A 22641-nucleotide genomic window follows, 5' to 3' on the forward strand; every position below is an offset into this window, starting at 1 on the left:
CTGGAGGTGCGCCGGCACGTGGCGATGTCCCACCGCCTCCACCGCGTGGAGGCCACCCTCACCGACATAGTGCGCCCCCGGCGCGCGGACACCTCAAGAGAAGGCAGAGCCGAGGCGTGAGCGAGCAGTTCCTCAACGACGAGAAGCGCCCCACGACCCGTCACGTCGACGCCGGTGACACCGGCTACAGCAAGTCCCTGAAGCCCCGGCACGTCAACATGATCGCCATCGGCGGTGCCATCGGCACCGGCCTGTTCCTCGGCGCGGGCGGACGGCTCGCCGACGCCGGGCCCTCCCTGTTCGTCGCGTACGCCGTCTGCGGCGTCTTCGCCTTCCTCGTCGTGCGCGCGCTCGGCGAGCTCGTGCTGTACCGCCCGTCCTCCGGCGCCTTCGTCTCGTACGCCCGGGAGTTCCTGGGCGAGAAGGGCGCGTACACCGCGGGCTGGATGTACTTCCTCAACTGGGCGACCACCGGCATCGCCGACATCACCGCCGTCGCCACGTACACCCACTACTGGCACCTGTTCTCCGACGTCCCGCAGTGGGTGATCGCGCTCATAGCCCTGGCCGTGGTCCTCACCGTGAACCTCATCTCGGTGCGGATCTTCGGCGAACTGGAGTTCTGGTTCGCCATCGTCAAGGTCGGCGCCCTGGTCGTCTTCATGGGAATCGGGATCTTCCTGCTCGTCACCCGGCACCCGGTCGACGGCGTCGTACCCGGCCCGTCCCTGATCGCCGACAACGGCGGGATCTTCCCCAACGGCCTGCTGCCGATGCTGCTGATCATCCAGGGCGTCGTCTTCGCCTACGCCTCCGTCGAACTGGTCGGCGTGACGGCCGGGGAGACCGAGAACCCCGAGAAGATCATGCCGAAGGCGATCAACTCGATCATGTGGCGCGTGGGCCTGTTCTACGTCGGCTCGGTCGTGCTGCTGTCGATGCTGATGCCGTGGAACAAGTACACCTCCGGCCAGAGTCCCTTCGTGACGGTGCTCTCCCACATCGGTGTCCCGGCGGCGGGCAGTGTGATGAACCTGGTCGTCCTCACCGCGGCGATGTCCTCGCTCAACTCCGGCCTCTACTCCACCGGCCGCATCCTGCGCTCCATGGCCGTCAACGGATCGGCCCCGCGTTTCACCGCACGGATGAGCCGCACCCAGGTGCCCTACGGCGGCATCCTGCTCACCAGCGGCATGTGCGTCCTCGGTGTCGGCCTCAACTTCGTGGTCCCCGCCGACGCGTTCGAGATCGTGCTCAACCTCGCGGCCATCGGCATCATCGCCACCTGGGGCATGATCATGGTCTGCCACCTCCTGTTCTGGCGGAAGACCACGGCCGGCGAACTGACCCGCCCCGGCTACCGCCTGCCCGGCTCGCCCTGGACCGAACTCGTGACGCTGGCCTTCCTCGCCGCCGTCCTGGTCCTCATGTACGCCGACGGCGGCGCCGGGCGCACCACCGTGCTGTGCGTACCGATCATCGCTGCGGCACTCGTCGCCGGCTGGTACGCGATCCGCGGGCGCATCGCGCGCGCCGCCGCCGGAGCCGACGACTGAACCCGGGCGGCCCGGGGGACCCCGCGTACCCACCGCTCGTCCGCCCGGGCCCGCCGCCCCCAGGCACACAGGTCACCAGCCCCAAGCCATCACCGATCGAGGCAGTCATGCTCACCAGCCCCCTCGCGGACGCGCCCGCGATCCGCGAGCCCCGCCACACGCCCGTCGCCCACGTCACCCGGGGCGGCGTGGTCGAGAGCACCCACTACGGTTCCGTCGTCGTCCTCGGTGGCGACGGCAAGGTCCGGTTCCATCTCGGCGACGCGGAGGCCGCGTGCTACCCGCGATCGGCCCTCAAGCCCGTCCAGGCCGTCGCCATGGTCCGGGCGGGACTGCCGCTCGACGGCGAACTACTCGCCCTCGCCATGGGCAGCCATTCCGGCGAGGAACGCCACCTCGCCGGTGCCCGGCGGATCCTGGCGCTCGCCGGCCTCACCGAGGACGACCTGCGCAACGTCCCCGACCTGCCGTACGACCCGGCCGTCCGCGACACCTGGATCCGGGACGACCGCCCGCCCTCCCGACTCGCCCAGAACTGCTCCGGCAAGCACGCCGCGATGCTCCACCTCTGCAAGCTCAACGGATGGCCGCTGCAGGACTACGACGCCCCTGAGCACCCGCTCCAGCGGATGATCGCGGAAGTCGTGGAGGACCTCACCGGCCAGCGCATCGCGCGCGCCACCGTGGACGGCTGCGGCACCCCCCTGTTCGCCGTCTCCCTGCACGGCCTGGCCCGCGCGGCCGCGCGCATCGCCACCGGCGCGCCCGGGACCCCTGAATTCCGGGTGGCGGACGCGCTGCGCACCCACCCGGAGATGGCCTCCGGTGCGGGGCGGGACGTGGCCGTGCTGATGCGCGCGGTACCCGGGCTGCTCGCCAAGGACGGCTTCGAGGGCGTCCAGATCGCAGCGCTGCCGGACGGCCGCGCCGTCGCCCTGAAGATCGCCGACGGGGCGAACCGGGCGCGCATCCCGGTGGCGGCGGCCGCCTTGGCGCTGGCGGGAGTCGACCCCCGGCTGCTGGCCGGGTTCGCGGGGGAGCCGGCGACCGGCGGCGGCCGGCCCGTCGGCGGCGTGCGGCCGGTGGCGGCGCTGGACCCGTCGGCCCTGTTCGCCCCCGCGTGACCCGACCCACCACTCCGAGAAGAGGACCCGCACACCCATGACCGCCGCCACCCGCAGCGAACACGACCTGCTCGGGGACCGCGACGTCCCCGCCGACGCCTACTGGGGCGTCCACACCCTGCGCGCCACCGAGAACTTCCCCATCACGGGCACGCCCATCTCCGCCTACCCGCACCTGATCGACGCGCTGGCCGCGGTGAAGGAGGCCGCCGCCCTCGCCAACGAGGAACTCGGCCTGCTGGAACCCGCGAAGGCCGGGGCCGTCGTCGCCGCCTGCCGCGAGATCCGCGCCGGAAAGCTGCACGACCAGTTCGTCGTGGACGTCATCCAGGGCGGCGCCGGCACCTCGACCAACATGAACGCCAACGAGGTCGTCGCCAACCGGGCGCTGGAGCTGCTGGGGCACGCCAAGGGCGAGTACCGGCACCTGCACCCCAACGAGGACGTCAACCTCGGCCAGTCCACCAACGACGTCTATCCGACCGCCGTCCGGATCGCGACGGTGTTCGCGGTACGGGGCCTGCTCGACGCGATGGCCGTCCTCCAGGACGCCTTCGCCCGCAAGGCCGTCGAGTTCCGCGACGTGCTGAAGATGGGCCGCACGCAGCTGCAGGACGCCGTACCGATGACGCTCGGGCAGGAGTTCTCCGCCTTCGCCGTCATGCTCGACGAGGACCGCAGCCGGCTCGCGGAGGCCGTCGAGCTGATCCACGAGATCAACCTCGGCGCGACGGCGATCGGCACCGGCCTCAACGCCCCCACCGGATACGCCGAGGCCGCCCGGCGCCACCTCGCCGACATCACCGGGCTGCCCCTGGTCACCGCGGCCAACCTGGTCGAAGCCACCCAGGACTGCGGCGCGTTCGTCCAGATGTCCGGGGTGCTCAAGCGCATCGCCGTCAAGCTGTCCAAGACCTGCAACGACCTGCGACTGCTGTCCTCCGGGCCGCGCGCGGGCCTCGGCGAGATCAACCTGCCGCCCGTGCAGGCCGGTTCGAGCATCATGCCGGGCAAGGTCAACCCGGTGATCCCCGAGGTCGTCAACCAGGTCGCCTTCGAGGTGATCGGCAACGACGTCGCGATCACCATGGCCGCCGAGGCCGGTCAGCTCCAGCTCAACGCCTTCGAGCCGATCATCCTGCACTCGCTGTCGGAGTCGATCACCCATCTGCGCGCCGCCTGCCTCACCCTCGCCGAGCGTTGCGTCGCCGGCATCACCGCCAACACCGAGGTGCTGCGCGCGACCGTCGAGAACTCCATCGGGCTGGTGACCGCCCTGAACCCGCACATCGGGTACACGGCGGCCACCGACATCGCCAAGGAGGCCCTGGCGAGCGGCCGGGGCGTGGCCGAACTCGTCCTGGAGAAGGGCCTGCTCCCGGCGGAGCGGCTCGCCGCCCTGCTGCGGCCCGAGGTCATCGCCGGCAGCGGTGCGGCCGTGGCCTGAGGACGACGCCCCGGCCGGCCACTCGGTCGCTCCCGGGCGGGCTGCCGGTCGGGCTGCCGGTCGGGCTGCCGGTCGGTGGTGACTCCGGCGGCCCCGCTTGACGGCGTGGACGGCGTGGACGGCGTTCCGCAGGGCCGCCGGGCGGGCCCGGCCCTCCTCGGTGGGGCGGGCCGGGCCCGGCGCCCGGAGGGGTGGATCAGCCGCCGGTGATCCTCGAGCGGACCTTGCCGCGGGCGTCGGCGGCGTCGTCGGCCCGCAGGGCGAGCTCGGCGAGTTCGCGGCACTCCGCGAGGGTGTGGGCGGCCAGTGCGGCCCGTACCTCGGGGAGCGAGGAGGGTGCGGCGGACAGGCTGGTGATCCCGAGGCCGACCAGGACCAGGGCGAGGGCCGGGTCGGCGGCGGCCTCGCCGCACACGCCGATGGGGCGGCCGTGGTCCGCCGCGGCGCGGGCGGCGGTGGCGACCAGGGTGAGCAGGGCCGGCTGCCACGGGTCGAGCAGTTCGGCGAGGGCGCCGAGGGTGCGGTCGGCGGCGAAGGCGTACTGGGCCAGGTCGTTGGTGCCGACGCTGAAGAAGTCGCAGACCTCGGCCAGCCGGTCGGTCCGCAGGGCGGCCGCCGGGACCTCGATCATCGCGCCGGCCAGCGGCAGTCCGTGCGCACGGACCCGGGCGGCGAACTCGGCGGCCTCACGGGGGACCGACACCATCGGCGCCATCACCCACACCTGTGCGCTGCCACTCCCGGCGGCCTCGGCGATCGCGGCGAGCTGGGTCTCCAGGAGCTGGGGGTCGCGGGCGGCGGTCCGCAGGCCCCGGACGCCCAGGGCCGGGTTCTCCTCATCGGTGGAGGTGGCGAAGGGCAGCGGCTTGTCCGCGCCCGCGTCGAGGGTGCGGACGACCACCCGGCGGCCGGCGAAGGCCTCGAAGACCTGCCGGTAGGCGGCGGCCTGTTCGGCGAGGCCCGGTGCTTCGGCGCGGTCCAGGAAGAGGAACTCGGTGCGGAACAGGCCCACGCCCTCGGCGTCGGCGGTGGCCGCGCCGGCCAGTTCGTGCGGCGCGCCGAGGTTGACCAGCAGCGCGACGCGGTGGCCGTCCGCCGTCCGGCCCGGTCCCCGGACCGCGGCCGACAGCGCGCGGCGGCGTCGCTCCCGTTCGGCGGCCCGCCGGAGCGCCTCCGGGCTCGGGTCGGGTTCGACCACGCCGTCCGCGCCGTGCACCAGGACCTGCCGGCCGTCCTCCAGCTCCCTCGCGTCGGCGCAGCCGACCACGGCGGGCACGCCGAGCGCCTTGGCGAGGATGGCGGTGTGGCTGGTCGGTCCGCCGCGGACAGTGACGAGGGCCAGCACCCGGGCGGGGTCGAGCAGCGCCGTGTCGGCGGGTGCCAGGTCGTCGGCGACCAGGACGTACGGGTGTCCGGGGTCCGGCAGGCCGGGTACGGGCAGGCCGAGCAGGTGCGCCACTGCGCGGTCGCGGAGGTCGTCCAGGTCGGCGGTCCGTTCCGCGAAGTGACCGCCGGCGGCGAGCAGTGCGGCGCGGAAGCCGTCGAAGGCGGTGGCGAGCGCGTGGGCGCCGTCGGTGCCCCGCTGGACCAGCGCGGCCGCCTCGTCGGCGAGGACGGGGTCGGCGGCCATCATGGCTTGCGCGGCGAGCACCTCGGAGGCGGGGCCGCTCACGCGGGCGGCACGCTCGTCCAGGTCGGTGACGACCGCGGTGAGGGCGGCGCGGACCGCGGCCGCTTCGGCCGTCGGGTCGGGGACGGGCCTCGGGGCGGGCAGCGCGGGTGCGGGCGCCATCCGGGCGACCGGGCCCGCTGCGCTGCCCGTACCGACGCCGATCCCGCGGATCGGAGCGCTCATGCCGCTGCGTCGAGGTCGGAGGCGAGCAGGTCGGCGAGCGCCTTCAGCGACTCCTGGGCCTGGTCGCCGGCGGCGGTGAGCTCCAGGGTCTCGCCGCGACCGGCAGCGAGGGCGAGGACGGAGAGCAGGCTGCGGGCGTCGACCGGGGCCTGGCCCGGGCGGCCGACGGTGACCTTGACCGGCTGGCGGGCGGCGGCCTGGACGAACAGCGAGGCCGGGCGGGCGTGCAGGCCGCTCCGGGATCCGACGGTGACCTGGATCGAGTGCATGGGAGTCCTTGAGGGAGAGGGAAGCGCCGGCCCGGGTGGGAGCCGGGTCGGCGGACGAGGGGCACGGTGGCCCCGCGCGGAGGGTGAGCGGGTGAGCCGAGGGGAGCCGGTCTCCGCGGTACGGGGGCGGTAGCGGAGAGACCAGGCATTCTGTGGTTTCACGCCCGCTAGCGTGTTGTTTTGATTGGTTCTATGCCCGATCTGCCAGCGGTGTCAACACGTTCGGGCAAACTCAAAGATGACGGCAGAAGTCGGCATGACCTCTTGCTTTTCCGCTCCGAGCGCGTATGGTCGGCCTGAACCAAGCGCGAACAGACATGAAACGGACCCAATCCCACATGTACGCACCCGAGCGGCAGCAAGAGATCCTCCGCCTCGCCCAGGAGCAGGGCCGGGTGGACGTGCCGACGCTGGCCGAGGACTTCGGCGTGACGCAGGAGACCATCCGGCGTGACCTGAGCGCCCTCGACCGGGCCGGTCTGCTGCACCGGGTGCACGGCGGCGCGCTGCCCGCCGGCGCGCTGCACCTGGAGCCCGGCCTCGCCGAGCGCGACTCCACGGCCGCGGCCGAGAAGGAACGCATCGCCAGGGCAGCCCTGGCCCTGCTGCCCAGCGAGGGCAGCGTCATCCTCGACGCCGGCACGACCGTCTCGCGGCTGGCCGGCCTGCTGCCCGCCGACTGCACGCTCACCGTCGTCACCAACGCCCTCCCGGTCGCCGCCCGGCTGGCCGACCACCGCGGGCTCGCCCTCCACCTGGTCGGAGGTCGGCTGCGCCACCGCACCCAGGCCGCCGTCGACGCGTGGGCGCTGCGCGACCTGGCGGACATCCACGCGGACGTCGCGGTCGTCGCCACCAACGGCTTCTCACCGGAGGGCGGCCTCTCGACGCCGGACCTCGCCGAGGCGGCCGTCAAGCGGGCCATGCTCGCCGCTGCCCGGCGGGTGGTCCTGGTGGCCGATTCCTCCAAGTACGGCGCCCGCCACTTCGCCGGCTTCGGCTCGCTGGACCAGGTGGACGTGCTGGTCACGGACACCGGGCTGACCGACGAGCAGACCGCCGAGATCGAGAACCACGGACCGGAAGTCATCCGCGCATGATCGTCACCATCACCCCCAACCCCAGCCTCGACCGCACCTACGAACTGGGAACCCTCGTCCCGGGCGAGGTCAACCGGGCCTCGCATGACCGACTCGACCCCGGCGGCAAGGGCGTCAACGTCTCCCGCGCGCTCACGGCCGCCGGCCACCGCACCAGCGCCGCCCTCCCCCTGGGCGGCCCCTCCGGGCAACTGCTCGCCGACCTGCTGCGCCGCCAGGGCATCGATGTCGCGGCGGTCCCGATCGCGGGCGACACCCGGATCAACGTCTCGATCGCCGAGGACGGCGGCAGCCTCACGAAGATCAACGCGGTGGGCCCCGAGCTCAGCGCCGCCGAGTCCGCCGCACTGCTGGCGCTCGTCCGCGACGTCCAGAGGACCGGACAGGACGTCGGACAGGGCACCGGGAACGACGTGGACTGGCTCGCCTGCTGCGGCAGCCTGCCGCGCGGACTGGCACCCGAGTGGTACGCCGAGGTGGTCGCCCAGGTGCACTCGGGCGGTGCCCGGATCGCCCTGGACACCTCCGGCCCCGCGCTGCTGGCCGCGCTCTCGGCCCGTCCCGACGTGGTCAAGCCCAACCGGGAGGAACTCGCAGAGGCCGTGGGCCGCCCGGTCCTCACCATCGCTGACGCCGTGGACGCGGCCGAGGAGCTGCGCGAGCGCGGCGCCCAGCAGGTCCTCGCCAGCCTCGGTGCGGACGGGATGCTGCTGATCGCCGGGGAGGGCCGCTGGTACGGCAGAGCGCCGGTCGCCGCCGTCCGCAGCGACGTGGGCGCGGGCGACGCCTCACTCGCGGGCTTCCTCGGCGCGGGCGGCACCGGCCCCGAGGCGCTCGCGGCGGCACTGGCGCACGGCGCCGCCGCCGTACAACTGCCGGGGAGCGTCATGCCGACCCCGGCCGATCTGGACCCGGCCGCGGTGGTCGTGACGGCGGACCTCCCGCTCGACCGACCGCTCAGCGGCTGAGAACGTCCTCCGGCGTCCACCGCCGGAGGCAGCACGCCCGACCGTGTGGGACGGGAAGGGCGGCACTTTCCCGGGGGCAAGGGCACCGTCAGGCACCAGTCGAAGGACCGACACGATGAGCGACACCAGCGGACTGATCACACCCGCACTCGTTGACCTCTACCTCGCCCCCGAGGACAAGAGCGAAGCCCTGCGCGCCCTCGCCCAGCGACTGGTCGCCGAGGGCCGGGTCACCGACCTCGAGGGCTTCCTCGCCGACATCGCCGCCCGCGAGGCCCAGGCCCCGACCGGGATGGGTGACGGGATCGGCATCCCGCACTGCAGATCGCCCCACGTCACGCAACCGAGCCTGGCCTTCGGCCGCAGCGCCAGGGGCGTCGACTTCGACGCCCCGGACGGACGGCCCGCCGACCTGATCTTCATGATCGCGGCACCGGCGGGTGCGGACGACACCCACCTGCAGATCCTCGCCGCGCTGGCCCGCCGGCTCATGGACCCCGCCTTCACCGGCGCCCTGCGCGAGGCCGAGAACCCGAGCGCGGTCGCGGCGCGGATCAACGGTGAGGAGGCGCCGGTCGCTGCGAAGGAGGCGGACCCTGCTCCGCAGACGCCTGCCACTCTCCAGCCGACCGCTGCCGACGGCGGGCTGCGGCTGGTCGCGGTCACCTCCTGCCCGACCGGCATCGCCCACACCTACATGGCCGCCAAGGCCCTGGAGCTCGCCGCCGCCCGGGCGGGCGCGCGGATCCAGGTCGAGACCCAGGGCTCGGCCGGGACGACGCCGCTCGACCCCGAGGTGATCGCGGCAGCCGATGCGGTGATCTTCGCCCATGACGTCGAGATCCGGGACCGGGCCCGCTTCGCCGGCAAGCCGACCGTGGACGTGGGCGTCAAGGCCGGCGTCAACCGCGCCGACGACCTGATCGCGCAGGCCGCCGGGCTGGTCACCGGCGCCGGCACCCGTCCCACCACTGCCGCGGTCACCGCTCCCGCCCCGGTCGTCACAGCGGGCGCGCCGGGTGAGCACTGGGCCCAGCGGCTGCGCACGTACCTGATGACGGGCGTCAGCTACATGATTCCGTTCGTCGCGGCCGGCGGTCTGCTGATCGCCCTCGCCTTCGCGATCGGCGGCTACCAGATCGCCTCCGCGCCATCCGTGCTGGGCCACTTCGACTGGACCTCCTCGCACAGCTGGGCGGCGATGCTGTTCCAGACCGGCAAAACCTCGTTCGGTTTCCTGGTCCCGGTCCTCTCCGGGTACATCGCCTGGGCGATCGCGGACCGGGCGGCACTGGCCGCCGGGATCGCCGGGGGTGCCGTCTCGGTGGCGGTCGGCGCGGGCTTCCTCGGCGGCCTCGTATCGGGCCTGGCCGCGGGCTTCCTGGTGCTGTGGATGATCCGCTGGAACGTGCCCCGGGCGATCAGGGGCATCATGCCGGTCGTGGTGATCCCGCTGCTGTCGGTGGCCGTGGTCGGCTTCCTGATGTTCGTGGTGGTCGGCTCGCCGATCGCCTCGGCGATGAACGGCCTGACCGACTGGCTGAACGGCCTCTCCGGCTCCAACGCGATCATGCTCGGCGCGCTGCTCGGCGCGATGATGGCCTTCGACATGGGCGGTCCGCTCAACAAGGTCGCCTACACCTTCGCGGCCGGTGCGCTCACCACCGCCGGAACCACCCCGGATGCCGGCAGCCTCAAGGTGATGGCTGCCGTGATGGCTGCCGGCATGACCCCGCCGCTCGGCCTGGCGCTGGCGACCGTCGTCCGGAGCAGGCTCTTCAGCCCCGAGGAGCGGGAGAACGGCAAGGCGGCCTGGGTGCTCGGTGCCTCGTTCATCACTGAGGGCGCGATCCCGTTCGCGGCGGCCGACCCGCTGCGGGTCATCCCGGCGGGCATCGCCGGCAGCATGACCGCCGGTGGCTTGTCGATGGCCTTCGGCTCCACCCTGCGTGCCCCGCACGGCGGAATCTGGGTGCTCCCGCTGATCGGCAGCCCGTTCCTGTACCTGGCCGCGGTCGCGGCGGGCACGGCGGTCACCACGGCGGTGGTGGTGCTGCTCAAGGGGATGCGGAAGCCCGCCGCCGCGGCGGCGCCCGGCTCCCCGGTCGCCGGGAAGGACGCGATCGCCGTCTGACCTGCCGACCCATGAGGCGCGTCGAGGTGCGTCCGGGGTGATCCGGGGTGATCCGGCAGGCCGAGTCCGAACCGGTTCGGGGCGCCCGCTCGTTCGAGCGGGCGCCCCGAAGGTCGAGAAGCAGGCAGCGTGGTCCCTCCCCCGGCGGACAGCTCAACGGTCTGACTGACACCGAGAGCGAAGTCCGGCGAACCAGCCGGGCCCGCCTTATGCGTAAGAGTTCAAAGCCCAGACAGAGACGATCTTCACCGAAGGCCGTGGCGGGCCGGAACCCGCTGGACGCCTCCGGGCGAACACCCGCCGTGAGGGCGAGCGCCCGCAGCCCATGTGGGCAAGGGCCACATGGGCCTGATCGAGGGACGGGCCGGACCACCGGACGGGCCGGAGGGCACCGCGACGCGGAGCATGGCTCGCCACGGTCTTGCTGCCGCCAACTACCTGGGCAATAACGGAGTCGGACCGCCCCGCACGGGGAATAGGGTGGTGGCGGCGACGATTCTCGAACGAGCTCGAAAATCAATAGGAGGGGGCCTGACCGGTTTCCCTTTCTCGGTAGGCTGCAGGTATGACGGATGACTATCAGCAGCGGGAAGAGTGGCGGGCCGCCTTCGCCCAGCAGGTCATCACCGACTGCCTGGGCCAATGGCTGCGGTCGGCCAATGAGGCGGCGGTGGCCGCGGTCGGCTCGGAGCACGCTGCCGAAAGTGCCCGCCTGGCCCGGCAGGCCAAGGACAAATTGACCCGTTGGCGGGACAAAGGCGACCTCGGCGGCGACACGGCAGCCCGGATCGCCGACGCCGTGGTCGAGAGAATGGAGCACGGCGAGAAAGCCTCCCCGCCTCCGGAGAAGGCTGACGAGTCCTTTCCCTCCTTCGACAGCGGTTACCGGGCCGCGGTGACCTGCCAGTGGCTTCGCGACCAGGGCTACGACATCCCCACCTATCCCGGGGACCCCGAGCTGTGAGCGGGATCCCGCGGACCTGTGCGGGTAGCCAACAGTCGGACCCCAAGAGCGTTCTCCTTGCACAGCCCGGCCGCCGACCCCCGGCCCCTCCTTCCCGCAGTGTCAGTCCGTCGCCTCGCTCACCCCGGGTCCGCCTCGTCCCGGCGGATCCGGTTCCGCAGGACCGAATGTCTCGTTGGGCGCCGCCGCCACTCCAACGGGCGATCGCCATCGCCTGAGGCCCATCGACGCCGACGGGATGCGGTCACTCTCTCAACCAGCCTGCCCGCCAGGTGTGTTGACAGCGTTGGGGTCTCGCCGCCGACGGCCCCGGATAAAGACTCCACGGAATCCCGGGGTGACATATCCACCCGCGGCGAGTCCAGGCCTGCTAGAGTCGAAGTTAGTTGCAGTAGTGTTCCCATGAACTTTGTGTGCGCCTGCTGATGTATCGCAGGCGCCTTTTTCTTTCCCGGATTTCCCCGGGTGGGCGCTCATCGCGGCGACTCGAAGTCCGCACTGTGCGGGCTTCGGACAGCCCCTCGAAGGAGATTTTTATGGCTAATGGCACCGTGAAGTGGTTCAACTCGGAAAAGGGCTTCGGCTTCATCGAGCAGGACGGTGGCGGCGCTGACGTCTTCGCCCACTACTCGAACATCAACGCCAACGGCTTCCGCGAGCTGCTCGAGGGCCAGAAGGTCGAGTTCGACGTCACGCAGGGCCAGAAGGGCCCGCAGGCCGAGAACATCCGTCCGCTGTAGTTCCTCCCACGGCACCCGCCTGGTAGCGAGGGGCCCGCACCGGGTACACGATGCCCGGTGCGGGCCCCTCGGCATAGCGCCATCAAGCGCATCCCCGGCCTTCAGCCCCTGGCTCCGCCACCGGGGCCCACGCGAAACGCACAGCGCCGCATCCGCCCAGGCGCCCTGCCGGACATCCCACAGTTCGAGTTCTTCCCTCCCGCCCTCCACAGAGAGCGCGGACCTGTGCGAAGGCCCGTCCGGGCCTGGCCGACGTACGACCGACCCGACCGCCGCCCGGGACACGGGCACGGGACCCTCCCCCGGCACCAGGAGCGCTTCGACACGGCCGCGACCCCCTCGATCGGGCCCATAGAGCCCGCGACAGAGTTCAGGACGCCTATGGTGGCACTGCTTCCTCCGGGCGCACATGTCCCAGTCTCCAGGTGTCCAACCGCAGGGTGAAACTTCACCGCCGGGCTTCCCCCCAGGGATATGCCCGCAGCCCTCAGGAACTGGAGGCGTTCCTCGACGCCCGTCGCGCTTAAGCGGGGGTGGTCGGATGGGGCGGCCCGTACTCCTCGAGCAGCCGCTTCAACTCCTCCTCGACCGCGCTGTACTTCACCGTCGGCGTAACGCTGGTGGCTACCGAGCGCATACAGCAGCAACAGCGGTTTGTGCGGCGCCCGAACGTCGTTGCTCGTCCACCGTCTCAGCTTCGCCACCCGCTCCAGCCAGTCCATAGCGGCCCAGCCCATGCCGGGGCTCCGACGCGACCGCAGCCGCAAAACCCCGACGCACGGTGCTCTCCGAGCCCGCTACGGCCGGGCCCGGTCCTCCGTCCTGACCGACTCGCGTTCTTCCGACAGCTCGTCCCGGGGTCAGAGCCTCCCCGGGGTCAGGTCGGCGACGAGCCTGCCGAGCGCCGACTCCTCGTGCAGCGCTACGTTCAGTACCGTCATGGCGGCAGCGAGGTCGGCGTCCCAGCTCGCCTCCACCGGGGCGCCGACGAGTGGGATGCCGGGGCTGCCCTGGTCCCGGGCGTGGGCGGCGAGTTGTTCGTAGTCCTCGGCTGCCATCCGCCACGGCAGGGCCGAGTACCGTCGGATGACGCGGTTGGCGAGCGCGATGCCCGGCCAGTCGAAGTCGCCGTGGTACCGAAGCCGCAGGCCGGCGGCCGCGAGGGTGTCGAGGAGTTCGAGGACGACGGTGGAGGCGCTGCCCGAGGTGCAGACCACGACTCCCGCGCAGCGGGCCTCGGCCGCTGCCTCTACCACTCGGGGGTTCTCGCAGATGTGCACCTGAGTGTCCGGCGGCAGTACGACGTCCAGCTCGCGCAGTTCGCGGAGGGTCAGGTGGGTTTCGGCGTGGTGGTCTGCCCGTTCCCGGAGGGCCCGTTCGCGCCACCCGTGACCCACTGGACGCAGACCGTAGGTGAGCACGGTGCTCGATACCTCGTCGGGGACGACGGCTGCGGCTCGCCACAGGGCTCGCCGACCGGGCGCGTGCTCGGGCGGCTCGCTGCCCGTGGCCCGCGCGATGCCGCGCAGGACCAGGCGGGACAGGACCGTGTCGTCGTCCAGGCCGTGTGCCGTGCCGGTCACCCGGGTCGCGAGCTCGCCACGGCCGTACGGCGCTGCCTCCTCGTTCCGGTCGAACCGGAGAAGTCCGAGGGCTCGGATCGCCTGGTGGAGCACGCCCGCCGCGTCCTGGGGTGCGAGCCTGCCGAGCGCACCGGTGCGGCGTAGGTCGTCGAGCCAGCCGCCCACCCAATCCTGATCGGCCAGCGGCGATGCGGCGATCGCCGCTTCGGCCGCCGTCCACAGCGCGGCCCGCTCCTGCCGTCCGGTGTCCCGTGCCGCCCGCCGGTCGGTCAGCGACAGCCCCAGCTGTTCGACGGCTGCGACCAGCCCGCAGCCTGCCGCAGTGGCTCGCAGCCTGCTGTCCAGGTCCGCCAGCCGGATCGTGGCGGTACCGGTGGTGACCCGGCGGCCGAGCAGCAGGGACAGGGCCTCGCGCTCGGCCGCGGTGCAACTGACGAGCCGAACGCTGCCGTCCGGCTGGAGCCCGTTGCGTTCCAACCGGTGGTGGACCGCCGTCCACATCCGGCTGAGGTCCGGCCGGGCCAGGAACTCACGGGCCTGCGGTGGAAGGGTCACACGGTCACCAGGCGGCGATTGCGTCCGTTCCAGGTGTAGTGCAGGGTGGCGACGCCGCGGACGTGCGGGTCGCGCAGGCACTCGTAGATCTGGAGCGCGGGCACGTCGGGCCAGTTGCCCATCAGGCGCTCGCTGGTCAGGACGAAGTCGAGGTCGAGGTCGACGAGGATGCGGCCGAGCCGGCCGTGGGTCGGCTCGTCGACCTTGGCGAAGGCGTCGTCGAGGAGGATCAGCCGGGGCGACCGGGGGGCGGTCTCGGCCAGCGTGGTGAAGTGCGCGGCGGCGGCCGCGAAGAGTGCGAGGTAGGACAGGACGCGTTGCTCGCCCTGGCTGAGCCCGGTCCGCCCGGTGAACTTGCGCCGACGGGCGGTGGACGAGTCGTCCAGCACCCACGGCTGGAAGGTGAACCACGTCCGGTAGTCGAGCGCGGTCCGCAGGTGCGCGGCGTAGCCGACGGTCGGATCGGCGCGGCGCGCGTCCTCGATGCGGCGTTGCAGCACCTCCCTCAGCTGCTCCGTCTGCTCGCGGGTGCGCAACCCCGATGGGCTGCGCAGCAGGTCGACGGCTGCCCGGACATCCGCGTCGACGGTGTCGGCCAGCCGCCAGTCGAGCTCCACCCCGAGGCCGTGCGAGGTGCGGACGGACCGCAGGGTGGCGTTGAGCGCGTCGACCAGTGCGCCTGCGGCGAGCAGCTGTGCGGACAGGTGGTCGCCCAACTCCCCGGTGAGGAAGCGTTGGAAGACTTCCCGCTCGCGATCGGTGAGCCGAGCACGGGCGTCGTCGGCCTGCCTGGCGATGCGTTCGCCGACCAACGCCACGTCATGCGGGCCGGTGTCGTCGACGAGCCGGCAGACCTTGATGCCGTCGGGCTCCTCCAGGGTCACGTCGTAGCCGCCGGCGAGTTGGTCGCGCAGTTCGTTGAACCGGTTGAGCAGTGCGGTGTCGGAGACGTCGCGGCGCTCGGGGTCCAGGCCGCGCTGCACCGCCTCGACCAGTGTCTGCAGGGCCCGCAGTCTGGTCCTGGCATCCTCCTGGGCCGGGTCCGGGATCGACAACTCACCCATGAGCTCGCCCAGTGCCGCTCCGCGCACGATGTCAGGTGCCGCCAGGGCGGTCCGAAGGGCGCGCCCGCACCGGATCACCTCGGTCTCCTGCGCCACGAGCTCGCCACGCTTGGTCCGCTCGTCCAGCTCGCCGCGCACCACCTCGTCGTGCAGGTGCTCGGCCGCGCGCCGCGCCTTGGGCAGTTCCTCACCGATCTCGTCAAGGCGCCGGACGATGGCCTGCTCCTCGGCAAGGATGTCCTGCTCGGTCGCTCCGATCGCGCCCTCCAGTTTTCGGATGTCCCGGCGCGCCGCCGCCAACTCGTTCGCCCGCCGCGCGTATTCCAGTTCGGCCTCCTCCTGGGCGGTGCGGGCCTGCTCGTAACTCCGAAGCTCCTCACGGTGGGCGATGAGGCCCTTGACGGTGGCGTCGACGTGACGGCGCAGGCGTCGAGTGCCGTCGGCCAGACCGTCCAGCGCGGACCGCACGGTGAGCAGCGCGTCCCGGTCGGCCGGCAGGTCGTGCGTGGTGGCGGTGGCTTCCGCACGTCGGCGGGCTTCGACACAGCCGGAGCGGGTGTCATGGGCAGCGCGGGCCGCCGTCGCGGCCTTCCGCCGCAGGTCGGCCGCGATCCGCTCGGTCTCCTCCAGGCGCACCCAGGCCCCGGCGAGCTGCTGATCGCTCGGCGGGCGCCGCAGCAGTTCGAGATCGGCCTGACGCTCGACCAGTTCGCGCAGCTCGAACTGCGCGGCCTCCAGGTCGTCTTCGAGATTCGCGAGGCGCTCGGTGAGCTCGGCGATGCGGCGCCGGCGGGTCTGCGCCCGGACCTCCGCGCCCACGTACTCCGCCACCGGCTTGGTGTGGGCGCCGGCGGCGACGCCGAGCCGCCAGCGGCCGTCCTCGCTCACCGCCCCACCCACGGCCGCAGCGAGCGGGGCGCCGGCCGGCACCAGGGCGACGGCCGCCAGGATCCGGGAGACCTGCACTGCCGTCACCCCGCTGTCGCCGGTGAGCACGGGACGCAGTACATCGGCGAGCGACGGGCCGTCGGCGGGCGTGGTGGCGGCGAGCACGGTGTCCAGAGTGAGCGGGTCGAGCAGCACACCGTCCGCGCCGACCCAGGCATCGAGGACCCCGGATGCCTCCAACGCCGCCTCGATACCGGCTTGTTCGGTCTCGCTCAGCTGTGGGGCGAAGTCGACGAGCCGGTACAGCGGGGCGCCGCTGCGCGGGGGGCGAGGAGCGTCGCGGTGCGGCGGTTTCGGCGGGACCGGGTCGCTGTGCTTCTCCCAGTCGGCCTTCTCCGCACGAGCGGCATCGAGCGCCTGGGTGAGGTCGCGTGCCCGGATGGCGGCTCGTTCACGCTGGTCCGCCAGGTCGCGCCGGTACGGCTCAAGTACCTGGAAGGCGGCGGACGTCACCTCCTCCGCGACCGAGGCGGGCAGCGTACGGTCCTCGAAGGACGCTTCCGCGGAGAGGTCACGTCGGACCACGGCGCGCACGGCGTCGGCCCGTGCACCCGACCGTTCCTCCAGGCGGCCCGCCCAGTCTTCGACCTCGGCCGCGTACGCCGTGCTCGCCGCGACGACCCCCGCCGCGCGCTCGGTGACCTGATCGGCTTGGGCCTGGGCCTGCTCCGCCAGGCGTTCGTACTCGGTGTCGGCCTCGCGCGCCTTCGTCTGGGCCTCGCGCAGCCTGTCCAGCAGGCCGGCGAGCTCTCCGACGGCACGCAGCCGGGCCTTGACCACCGGTTCTGCGGCGGCGAGCCGGGTGCTCCAGGCCCGTAGCGAAGCCGCCGTCGCGGTCGTGTCGAAGGCCGCCACCCGCTCGGTGCGCATCGGGACGGTGTCGCCGTCCGGATCGGTGTACTCCTGCTCGGCCGCCGCGGCGAGTACCGATGCGGATCCGCCGACCGGATCGCCGAGGTGCGCCGGCGCCAGCCCGGACCGCTCGGCCTGCCCGCACAGTTCGCGGTGGGCCGTGCCCAGCTCGCGCAGTTCAGCCGCCGTCCGCCCCGCACCCGCGGTGAGCACGGCCCCGGCGGCCGTCTGCGCGCCGTGCGCCAGCTTGAGCGCCGCATGGGTGGCCCGGGCCGTCGCCTGGATCGCCGCCACGGTGCGGCGTCGCTCGCCCAGTTCGTGCAGGCTCCGGTAGCGGGAGCTCGCCCGCAGGGTGGCCAGGTCCGCCTCGGCCGTCGCGTGCTCCTGCGCCAGCACGTCGTGCCGCTCGGCCGCCTCGGCCTCCTTGGCGCGCAGCACGGTGACGTTCCTGGTGGCCTCTCCGGCGGCGAGCCGGCGTTCGGCGAGCGTGCGGAGCTCGGCGATGACCTCGTTCGACCGCCGGCGCAAGGCTCCTTGGAGGTAGCCGCGGTAGCTGCCCAGGAACCGGCGCAGCGCCTCGTCGGTCCGCTCCAGCCGCCCGAGGTCGTCGCGAACGCTGTCGAGGTCGTCGAGGTTGCGGGCAACGCTGTCGATCACGTCCTCGTCGAGCGCAGGCAGGGTCTCGCCGAGGATGGTCACCAGGCCGCCGGACTCGATCCGGTCCCCGGTGGTCGGGCGGCGCAGCCGGTGCAGCAGCTGCGTCAGGTTGCGGTAGCGCGCGGCGTCGGCCAGTCCGAACAGTTCGCGGGCCACCCTGGCGCGGTGGTCGGCGGGCCGGTCCAGCACGTTCTCGGCGCCGACGGCGGCCCGCAGCCGCTCCAGCGGCAGCGGCTGGCCGGACTCGACGAGGTCGAGGTCCTCCCCCACCCGCAGTGCGGTGGTGAAGAAGAACGGCTTGGCCGAGTTGGTGGACTTCGACGCGCGGACGGCGGCACCGACCGTCAGATGGTGCTCGACACCGTCCTCGTCCACCCGGCGGAACTCGACCCACAGGTACCCGAGGCGGTTGGTCTGCTCGAACCCGTCGAGCATCAGCCAGGCCAGCGTGGTGCGACCGGTCCCGGTCGCATCGAGGGCGCGGGCGTCCGCGTCAAGCAGGTAGGGCAGCAGCATCTCCAGGGCTTTGGACTTGCCCGCGCCGTTCTTTCCGCGCAGCAGCAGGCGGCCGCCACCGAACCGGAGCTCCTGCTGGTCGTACTGCCAAACGTTCAGGATCCCAGCCCGGTTGAGCCGGAAGCGGTGCGGGGCCGCGTGCTGCGGGAGCGACTGGATGCGGTTCACGAGGACGCTTCTCCGTTGCGGTCGGTCTGCGGTGCCCGCCGATCAGCGCGCTTGATCGAGACGGCCGTGGCGTATCGGGCGGCGGTGGCGAGCAGCACCCACTCGCCGGTGACGCCGGGCCGAGCCGCAGACACGTCGGTGACCGCCCGCCCGTCGCCGGCCGCGACCTGGTACTGCGCCGGCACCCCGTGGCCACCGGAGCGCAGCGGGCCGGCCCGGGCCACCAACCGCATGCGGCTGAGGAGTTCGAGGACGTCGGCGCGCAGGGCGGACGGGTCCTCCAGGTATCCGCGCTGCCAGTTCGCGCGCTGCCCGTACTGCTCGAGCAACTCGTCGAGGATCTCACCGACCAGGCCCGGGGGGATCGGCACGCCGACGATCAGGCGGCCACCGGTCGCCGGATGCCCCGCGCCCTCGGGGCGCAGCCGTCGCACCAGGCGGTCGGCCAGGAGCAGGGCGGCCTGCGCGACCGTACCGGTGCCGGGGAGCTGGACGTCCGTCAACTCGTCCTCCGGATCGATCATGGCGATGCCCTCGGCACGGATCTCGGCTTCCAGTCCGAGCAGTTCGGCGAAGGCCTGGGCCTCGCGCCGCTGCCGGGTGCGCAGCCATTCGCGCTCGGCGTCGGTGAGTTCGTCGAGGTAGACGGCCGGGGTCTCCACCAGCCTCCGGCGCACATAGGTCCGCGGTCCGCCGAATCCGGGATCGGCGGCGCGCAGGACGAGGTCCGCACCGTCGCTGCTGTGACTCAGCGGGCCTGCCACGATCGAGCGGGCGATGTCCCGGTCGACGGTCAACAGGGCCTCGCCGTCCTGGTCGGCGGCAATCGAGCCGACACTTCCCTCGGTCTCGGTCAGGGCGCCCCAGTCGACGAGTTGGCGAAGGGCCGCCGCGAGGGTGCGCTTCTCCACCGCCCGGCCGGAATCGTCGATCGCCAGGCCCGCGTCGGCTGCTGCCGCCCGCAGGTCGGCCACCAGCTGGGACAGCAGGAGCTGTTCGGGCGCGGTCACCAGCACGGACAGGGCCAGCGCCAGGTACGCGTAGGTGCGCGGGGTGAACGGTGTGCCGGTCGAGCGCTCCATCCGGTGCCCGGACCCCGGTCCGAGTCCGGCCTTGAACAGGCGCGCGTACGACGCCTCCACCAGCAGCCGGTAGCCCAGGACCTGCTGGAACCGCTGGACCAGCCAGTCCGCGTGGCGGCGCACCAGCGGGAAGGAGTCGGCGTGCGGCCCGTCGGCGGTGACCAGCGGGTGGCGCAGCAGCAGCCGGGCGGCGCTGCGCCGCTCGGCTGCGAGCGCGACGTCGTGCGAGGAGGGCAGCGCCATCACGCGCTCACATCCTCGACCGCGCCGTCCTGCTCCGACCCTTCGAGGGCGGTGATGCCTATCTCCAGGTCGTCAACCACCAGGTCGCCGCCGACCGAGCGAAGGACGGTGCTGGCCCCCGCTACCCGACGCAGTATCAGACACAGGTCCAGCTCGGCCTCAACGGCCCGTGCGTCCTGCAGGCCGAACCCGTGCGGCGCGGGCGGGTCGGACCACCGCAGCGTGGAGTTGCCGAGCGCCGAGGTCAACAGCTCCAGCAGCAGCGCCATGGCAGCGGCGCTCAACCGCACCTGGCCGAACCGGCCGACAGCGCTTCGGAGTTCGTCGGCGGCCTCCCGTCGGGCGGCGGCCTGCTCGTGGGCCGCCGCGAGCAGCCGGGCCTTCTGCTCCGAATGGTCCTCCACAGCGGCCGCACGGCCGCGCGGCGCCCGGCTGCCGCGCTCCCGCAGCGCCACCGGCACCTCGACGACCGGGCCGGTCCACCAGCTGACGTAGGCGGGAACAGTCCTGTCCGGGTCCGGGGCCAGGCCCAGGTGCCTTGCACTGTAGAGCCCGAACGCCGCCACCGCGAGGTCGTGCGCCTCCTCCGGGTCGGCGGCGTCGAACCAAGCTGCCAGCCGCAACAGATCCCGGCGGCGCGACATCTCCCCTGCCGCCGAGCGCAGCATCCGCTTGGCGTTGGCCAGCAGCGACTGCAGCGCACGCAGCGTCGCGTCCCGCAGTTGGTCCACCTGACTGCCCCGCCCGCCCGAATCCACGAACCAGTCGCGCAACGCCTCCCAGTCCGCGAGCTCGCGTCCCCGGCTGCGCTGCACGCGGACCTCGGACAGGCCGTCCGCCAACGCACCCAGCCCCGTGTTGTGCGCTCCGATCAGCTCCAGCAGCTCCGGCAGGTCCGGCCAGAGCCGGCCCAGGGTCGCCGCGATCCTCGGCGACCGGAAGGCGACCTCCTCGGTGATCGCCTCCACATAGTCCAGCAGCAGTTCCTTGAACCCCTGGTACTCCGCACCGTCCAGGTCGTACCGGGCCAGTACCTGCCCAAGGTAGGCGTAGAAGTCCCGCACCGACTCGGCGAATTCGGCGAACTGAACGAACAGCGTGCTGACCTTCTCCAGTGCCTCCTGCGGATCGGCACCCCCCGCTCGGCGCACGGCGTCGGCGATCTCCCGCAACCCGCGGTCGACCAGGGCCAGCAGCTCGCTGCTGACCTCGCGAGCCGCATCAGCACTCGCCAGCACCTCCTCGGCATCGCGCTGCACCTGCTCGCCGAGCTTCGAGAGCTGGTACCGAGCGCGTGAACGCTGGTACTCGGCAATGCTGGCGGCCTTCACCGTGTGACTGCTGCGCAGCAGGTTCCCCCACTTCACCAGCTGCTCCAGCCGCGCCGTCACCACATCGGCGTCGGCCTGCCCGCGCCACGCCGCGTCCTGCCCGAGCCTGGCCACCACGTCCGGCACGGCGAGGTCCGCGAGCAGCGTCGAGCAGAAGACCCGCATGACGGCAACGTACTCAAGGCGCTCGGGAGCGCTCAGATAGGAGTAGGCGATGAGGCGCTGCCAGACACCACCATCGGCCGGTGGCGGCAAGGTCGCGGAGTCAGGAAGTTCGTCCGCGCGCTGCGGGACTGGGAGGTCCATAGGCTCGAGGTTACGAGATACCGCCGACGCCCCAGCCCCGAACCCTCAAAGTCGATCATTCTGCTGGGGCTGCCGGGTTCAGCTCCTGCGACCTGGCACAGCGGCCAGGTGTCTATCGGACGGCTCACCGCGCACTACGAGCCGACAGCTCAAACATGAAGGCCAACCCGTCGTCGCCGACGGGGTCGGGGACGACGGGACGCCGAGTGCGTGACCTGGTGCTTGAGCCTCTCGTTCGAAGCCGGGATGTAGAGCATCTCCGCCAAGACAGCCACGGCCGTACCTGCTGCGGGTCAGCCTTGGTCAGTAGACGGATGGCGGCACACCAATGAACGTGTCGCCGTCCGGGTGGGCGATCCCGATGCTGTGGCCGCCGAGCAGCTCCTGCAGGTCCTCATCCGGCAGCGACGGCAACAGGGACGACCCGCCGCGGTACCTCCGGATGCGCGAGAGGCGGCGTCACAGCCGCCCAGCGCCTGTCGGACCATCAACAAAAAGGCCGCTGACCTGGGATTTCTCCCGGCCAACGGCCTTCCGACATACTGTCGGGACGACAGGATTTGAACCTGCGACCCCTTGACCCCCAGTCGCCCGGGGATAGCCATCGCTGCACGTCAGACGATAGATAGCCCGCGCTGTTCGTTCACCGAAAGGCGCCTCAGAGACGGTGGTGAACGACGCGTGGTCCCCGGCAAGTCCCCACCGATACCCCTTCCGCTGCGACCCCTCAGCTACGTTCGGTGGGCGACCGAATACAGAGGAGTGGGACTCGGGATACTCATCCACAGGTCGTACTCGCCGACCTCGCTGTCATGGTGCCGCACCGGGATGGTGCGGAGGGACTCCAGGACGGATGTCCACACAGGGCCGAGGATGTTGCTGCGATGGTGCCGTACCGGGACAGTGCGGAGCGACTCCTGGTGGGCAGCACCTCGAAAATGGGCGCGGGCATGCTGCGACGGTAGTGCGGATCTACCGAATCGCGGTTCAATCGTCGATGTCTGAATCCCTCGTTGCGACGGTGCCCCACCGAAACGGTGCGGAGCAACTGAGCACATTGCGGACGTCCTCGTCGCCGGCGCGGAGCTGCGATGGTGCCGCACCTGGATGGTGTGGAGCGACGCCGCCCTAATCGGCGGGCCCGGAGAAGACATGGGGCTGTGATGGTGCAGCACTGGG

General features: G+C 72.3%; 14 protein-coding genes and 1 pseudogene. 8 read left to right on the forward strand and 7 right to left on the reverse strand.

Annotated features, from left to right (window positions below):
* Positions 1 to 116 precede the first annotated feature (116 nt).
* The 3 genes from ACZ5OX_RS27495 (at position 117) to aspA (ending at position 4127) form a co-directional block, all read left to right on the forward strand.
* The gene (locus ACZ5OX_RS27495; protein WP_465633778.1) at positions 117 to 1556 is read left to right on the forward strand and encodes an amino acid permease; all 1440 of its coding nucleotides are present in this window, start codon (positions 117 to 119) and stop codon (positions 1554 to 1556) included.
* Between the two features lie 107 nt (positions 1557 to 1663).
* On the forward strand, positions 1664 to 2680 hold the full coding sequence (locus ACZ5OX_RS27500) for an asparaginase (protein WP_465633779.1): 1017 nt from the start codon (positions 1664 to 1666) through the stop codon (positions 2678 to 2680).
* Positions 2681 to 2717: 37 nt separating this feature from the next.
* Complete coding sequence (gene aspA / locus ACZ5OX_RS27505; protein ID WP_465633780.1) at positions 2718 to 4127, forward strand: aspartate ammonia-lyase; 1410 nt, start codon at positions 2718 to 2720, stop codon at positions 4125 to 4127.
* Between the two features lie 196 nt (positions 4128 to 4323).
* On the opposite strand, the gene ptsP is transcribed toward aspA, so the two are convergent.
* Both ptsP and ACZ5OX_RS27515 read right to left on the reverse strand, forming a co-directional pair.
* A complete protein-coding gene (gene ptsP / locus ACZ5OX_RS27510) occupies positions 4324 to 5982 on the reverse strand; it encodes a phosphoenolpyruvate--protein phosphotransferase (RefSeq protein ID WP_465633782.1) in 1659 nt (552 codons plus the stop codon).
* Positions 5979 to 6251 carry an HPr family phosphocarrier protein gene (locus ACZ5OX_RS27515; protein WP_465633784.1) on the reverse strand — a complete coding sequence of 91 codons (273 nt, stop codon included), beginning with the start codon at positions 6249 to 6251 and terminating at the stop codon, positions 5979 to 5981. Before ACZ5OX_RS27515 ends, ptsP begins: the two co-directional genes overlap by 4 nt.
* Positions 6252 to 6589: 338 nt before the next feature.
* Here ACZ5OX_RS27515 and ACZ5OX_RS27520 point away from each other — a divergent pair, with 338 nt between their 5' ends.
* The 5 genes from ACZ5OX_RS27520 to ACZ5OX_RS27540 all read left to right on the forward strand — a co-directional run bounded on the left by ACZ5OX_RS27520 (position 6590) and on the right by ACZ5OX_RS27540 (position 12157).
* Positions 6590 to 7351, forward strand: a complete 762-nt coding sequence (locus tag ACZ5OX_RS27520; protein WP_465633785.1) for a DeoR/GlpR family DNA-binding transcription regulator — start codon at positions 6590 to 6592, stop codon at positions 7349 to 7351.
* Complete coding sequence (gene pfkB, locus ACZ5OX_RS27525) at positions 7348 to 8319, forward strand: 1-phosphofructokinase (protein ID WP_465633786.1); 972 nt, start codon at positions 7348 to 7350, stop codon at positions 8317 to 8319. Before ACZ5OX_RS27520 ends, pfkB begins: the two co-directional genes overlap by 4 nt.
* A 115-nt stretch (positions 8320 to 8434) precedes the next feature.
* Entirely contained in the window at positions 8435 to 10453 is a 2019-nt protein-coding gene (locus tag ACZ5OX_RS27530; RefSeq protein WP_465633787.1) for a PTS fructose transporter subunit IIABC, read from the forward strand.
* Between the two features lie 565 nt (positions 10454 to 11018).
* Positions 11019 to 11417, forward strand: a complete 399-nt coding sequence (locus tag ACZ5OX_RS27535) for a hypothetical protein (RefSeq protein ID WP_449790800.1) — start codon at positions 11019 to 11021, stop codon at positions 11415 to 11417.
* A gap of 536 nt (positions 11418 to 11953) precedes the next feature.
* Positions 11954 to 12157, forward strand: coding sequence for a cold-shock protein (locus tag ACZ5OX_RS27540; RefSeq protein WP_280697877.1), 204 nt, complete (start codon positions 11954 to 11956; stop codon positions 12155 to 12157).
* Between the two features lie 526 nt (positions 12158 to 12683).
* On the opposite strand, the pseudogene ACZ5OX_RS27545 reads toward ACZ5OX_RS27540, so the two are convergent.
* The 5 genes and pseudogenes from ACZ5OX_RS27545 to ACZ5OX_RS27565 all read right to left on the reverse strand — a co-directional run.
* Positions 12684 to 12879, reverse strand: a pseudogene (locus ACZ5OX_RS27545) (phosphorothioated DNA-binding restriction endonuclease family protein); the annotation flags it as partial.
* Positions 12880 to 13017: 138 nt separating this feature from the next.
* Positions 13018 to 14295: a TIGR02679 family protein gene (locus tag ACZ5OX_RS27550; protein WP_465633789.1), complete on the reverse strand. Its 1278-nt coding sequence runs from the start codon at positions 14293 to 14295 to the stop codon at positions 13018 to 13020.
* Complete coding sequence (locus ACZ5OX_RS27555; protein ID WP_465633790.1) at positions 14292 to 18500, reverse strand: TIGR02680 family protein; 4209 nt, start codon at positions 18498 to 18500, stop codon at positions 14292 to 14294. Before ACZ5OX_RS27555 ends, ACZ5OX_RS27550 begins: the two co-directional genes overlap by 4 nt.
* Positions 18497 to 19825, reverse strand: a complete 1329-nt coding sequence (locus tag ACZ5OX_RS27560) for a TIGR02678 family protein (RefSeq protein ID WP_465633843.1) — start codon at positions 19823 to 19825, stop codon at positions 18497 to 18499. Before ACZ5OX_RS27560 ends, ACZ5OX_RS27555 begins: the two co-directional genes overlap by 4 nt.
* Positions 19825 to 21462 (reverse strand): TIGR02677 family protein, encoded by a 1638-nt coding sequence (locus ACZ5OX_RS27565; protein WP_465633791.1) that lies wholly within the window; start codon positions 21460 to 21462, stop codon positions 19825 to 19827. The genes ACZ5OX_RS27560 and ACZ5OX_RS27565 overlap by 1 nt, the downstream gene beginning before the upstream one ends.
* Between the last annotated feature and the right edge of the window lie 1179 nt (positions 21463 to 22641).

The organism is Kitasatospora sp. NPDC032121 (assembly GCF_055580145.1).

Coding starts and splice junctions, on each gene's coding strand:
- ACZ5OX_RS27500 (WP_465633779.1), top strand. CDS start 1,664: ATGCTCACCAGCCCCCTCGCGGACGCGCCCGCGATCCGCGAGCCCCGC.
- ACZ5OX_RS27540 (WP_280697877.1), top strand. CDS start 11,954: ATGGCTAATGGCACCGTGAAGTGGTTCAACTCGGAAAAGGGCTTCGGC.
- pfkB (WP_465633786.1), top strand. CDS start 7,348: ATGATCGTCACCATCACCCCCAACCCCAGCCTCGACCGCACCTACGAA.
- ACZ5OX_RS27560 (WP_465633843.1), bottom strand. CDS start 19,825: ATGGCGCTGCCCTCCTCGCACGACGTCGCGCTCGCAGCCGAGCGGCGC.
- ACZ5OX_RS27565 (WP_465633791.1), bottom strand. CDS start 21,462: ATGGACCTCCCAGTCCCGCAGCGCGCGGACGAACTTCCTGACTCCGCG.
- ACZ5OX_RS27530 (WP_465633787.1), top strand. CDS start 8,435: ATGAGCGACACCAGCGGACTGATCACACCCGCACTCGTTGACCTCTAC.
- aspA (WP_465633780.1), top strand. CDS start 2,718: ATGACCGCCGCCACCCGCAGCGAACACGACCTGCTCGGGGACCGCGAC.
- ACZ5OX_RS27515 (WP_465633784.1), bottom strand. CDS start 6,251: ATGCACTCGATCCAGGTCACCGTCGGATCCCGGAGCGGCCTGCACGCC.
- ACZ5OX_RS27520 (WP_465633785.1), top strand. CDS start 6,590: ATGTACGCACCCGAGCGGCAGCAAGAGATCCTCCGCCTCGCCCAGGAG.
- ptsP (WP_465633782.1), bottom strand. CDS start 5,982: ATGAGCGCTCCGATCCGCGGGATCGGCGTCGGTACGGGCAGCGCAGCG.
- ACZ5OX_RS27535 (WP_449790800.1), top strand. CDS start 11,019: ATGACGGATGACTATCAGCAGCGGGAAGAGTGGCGGGCCGCCTTCGCC.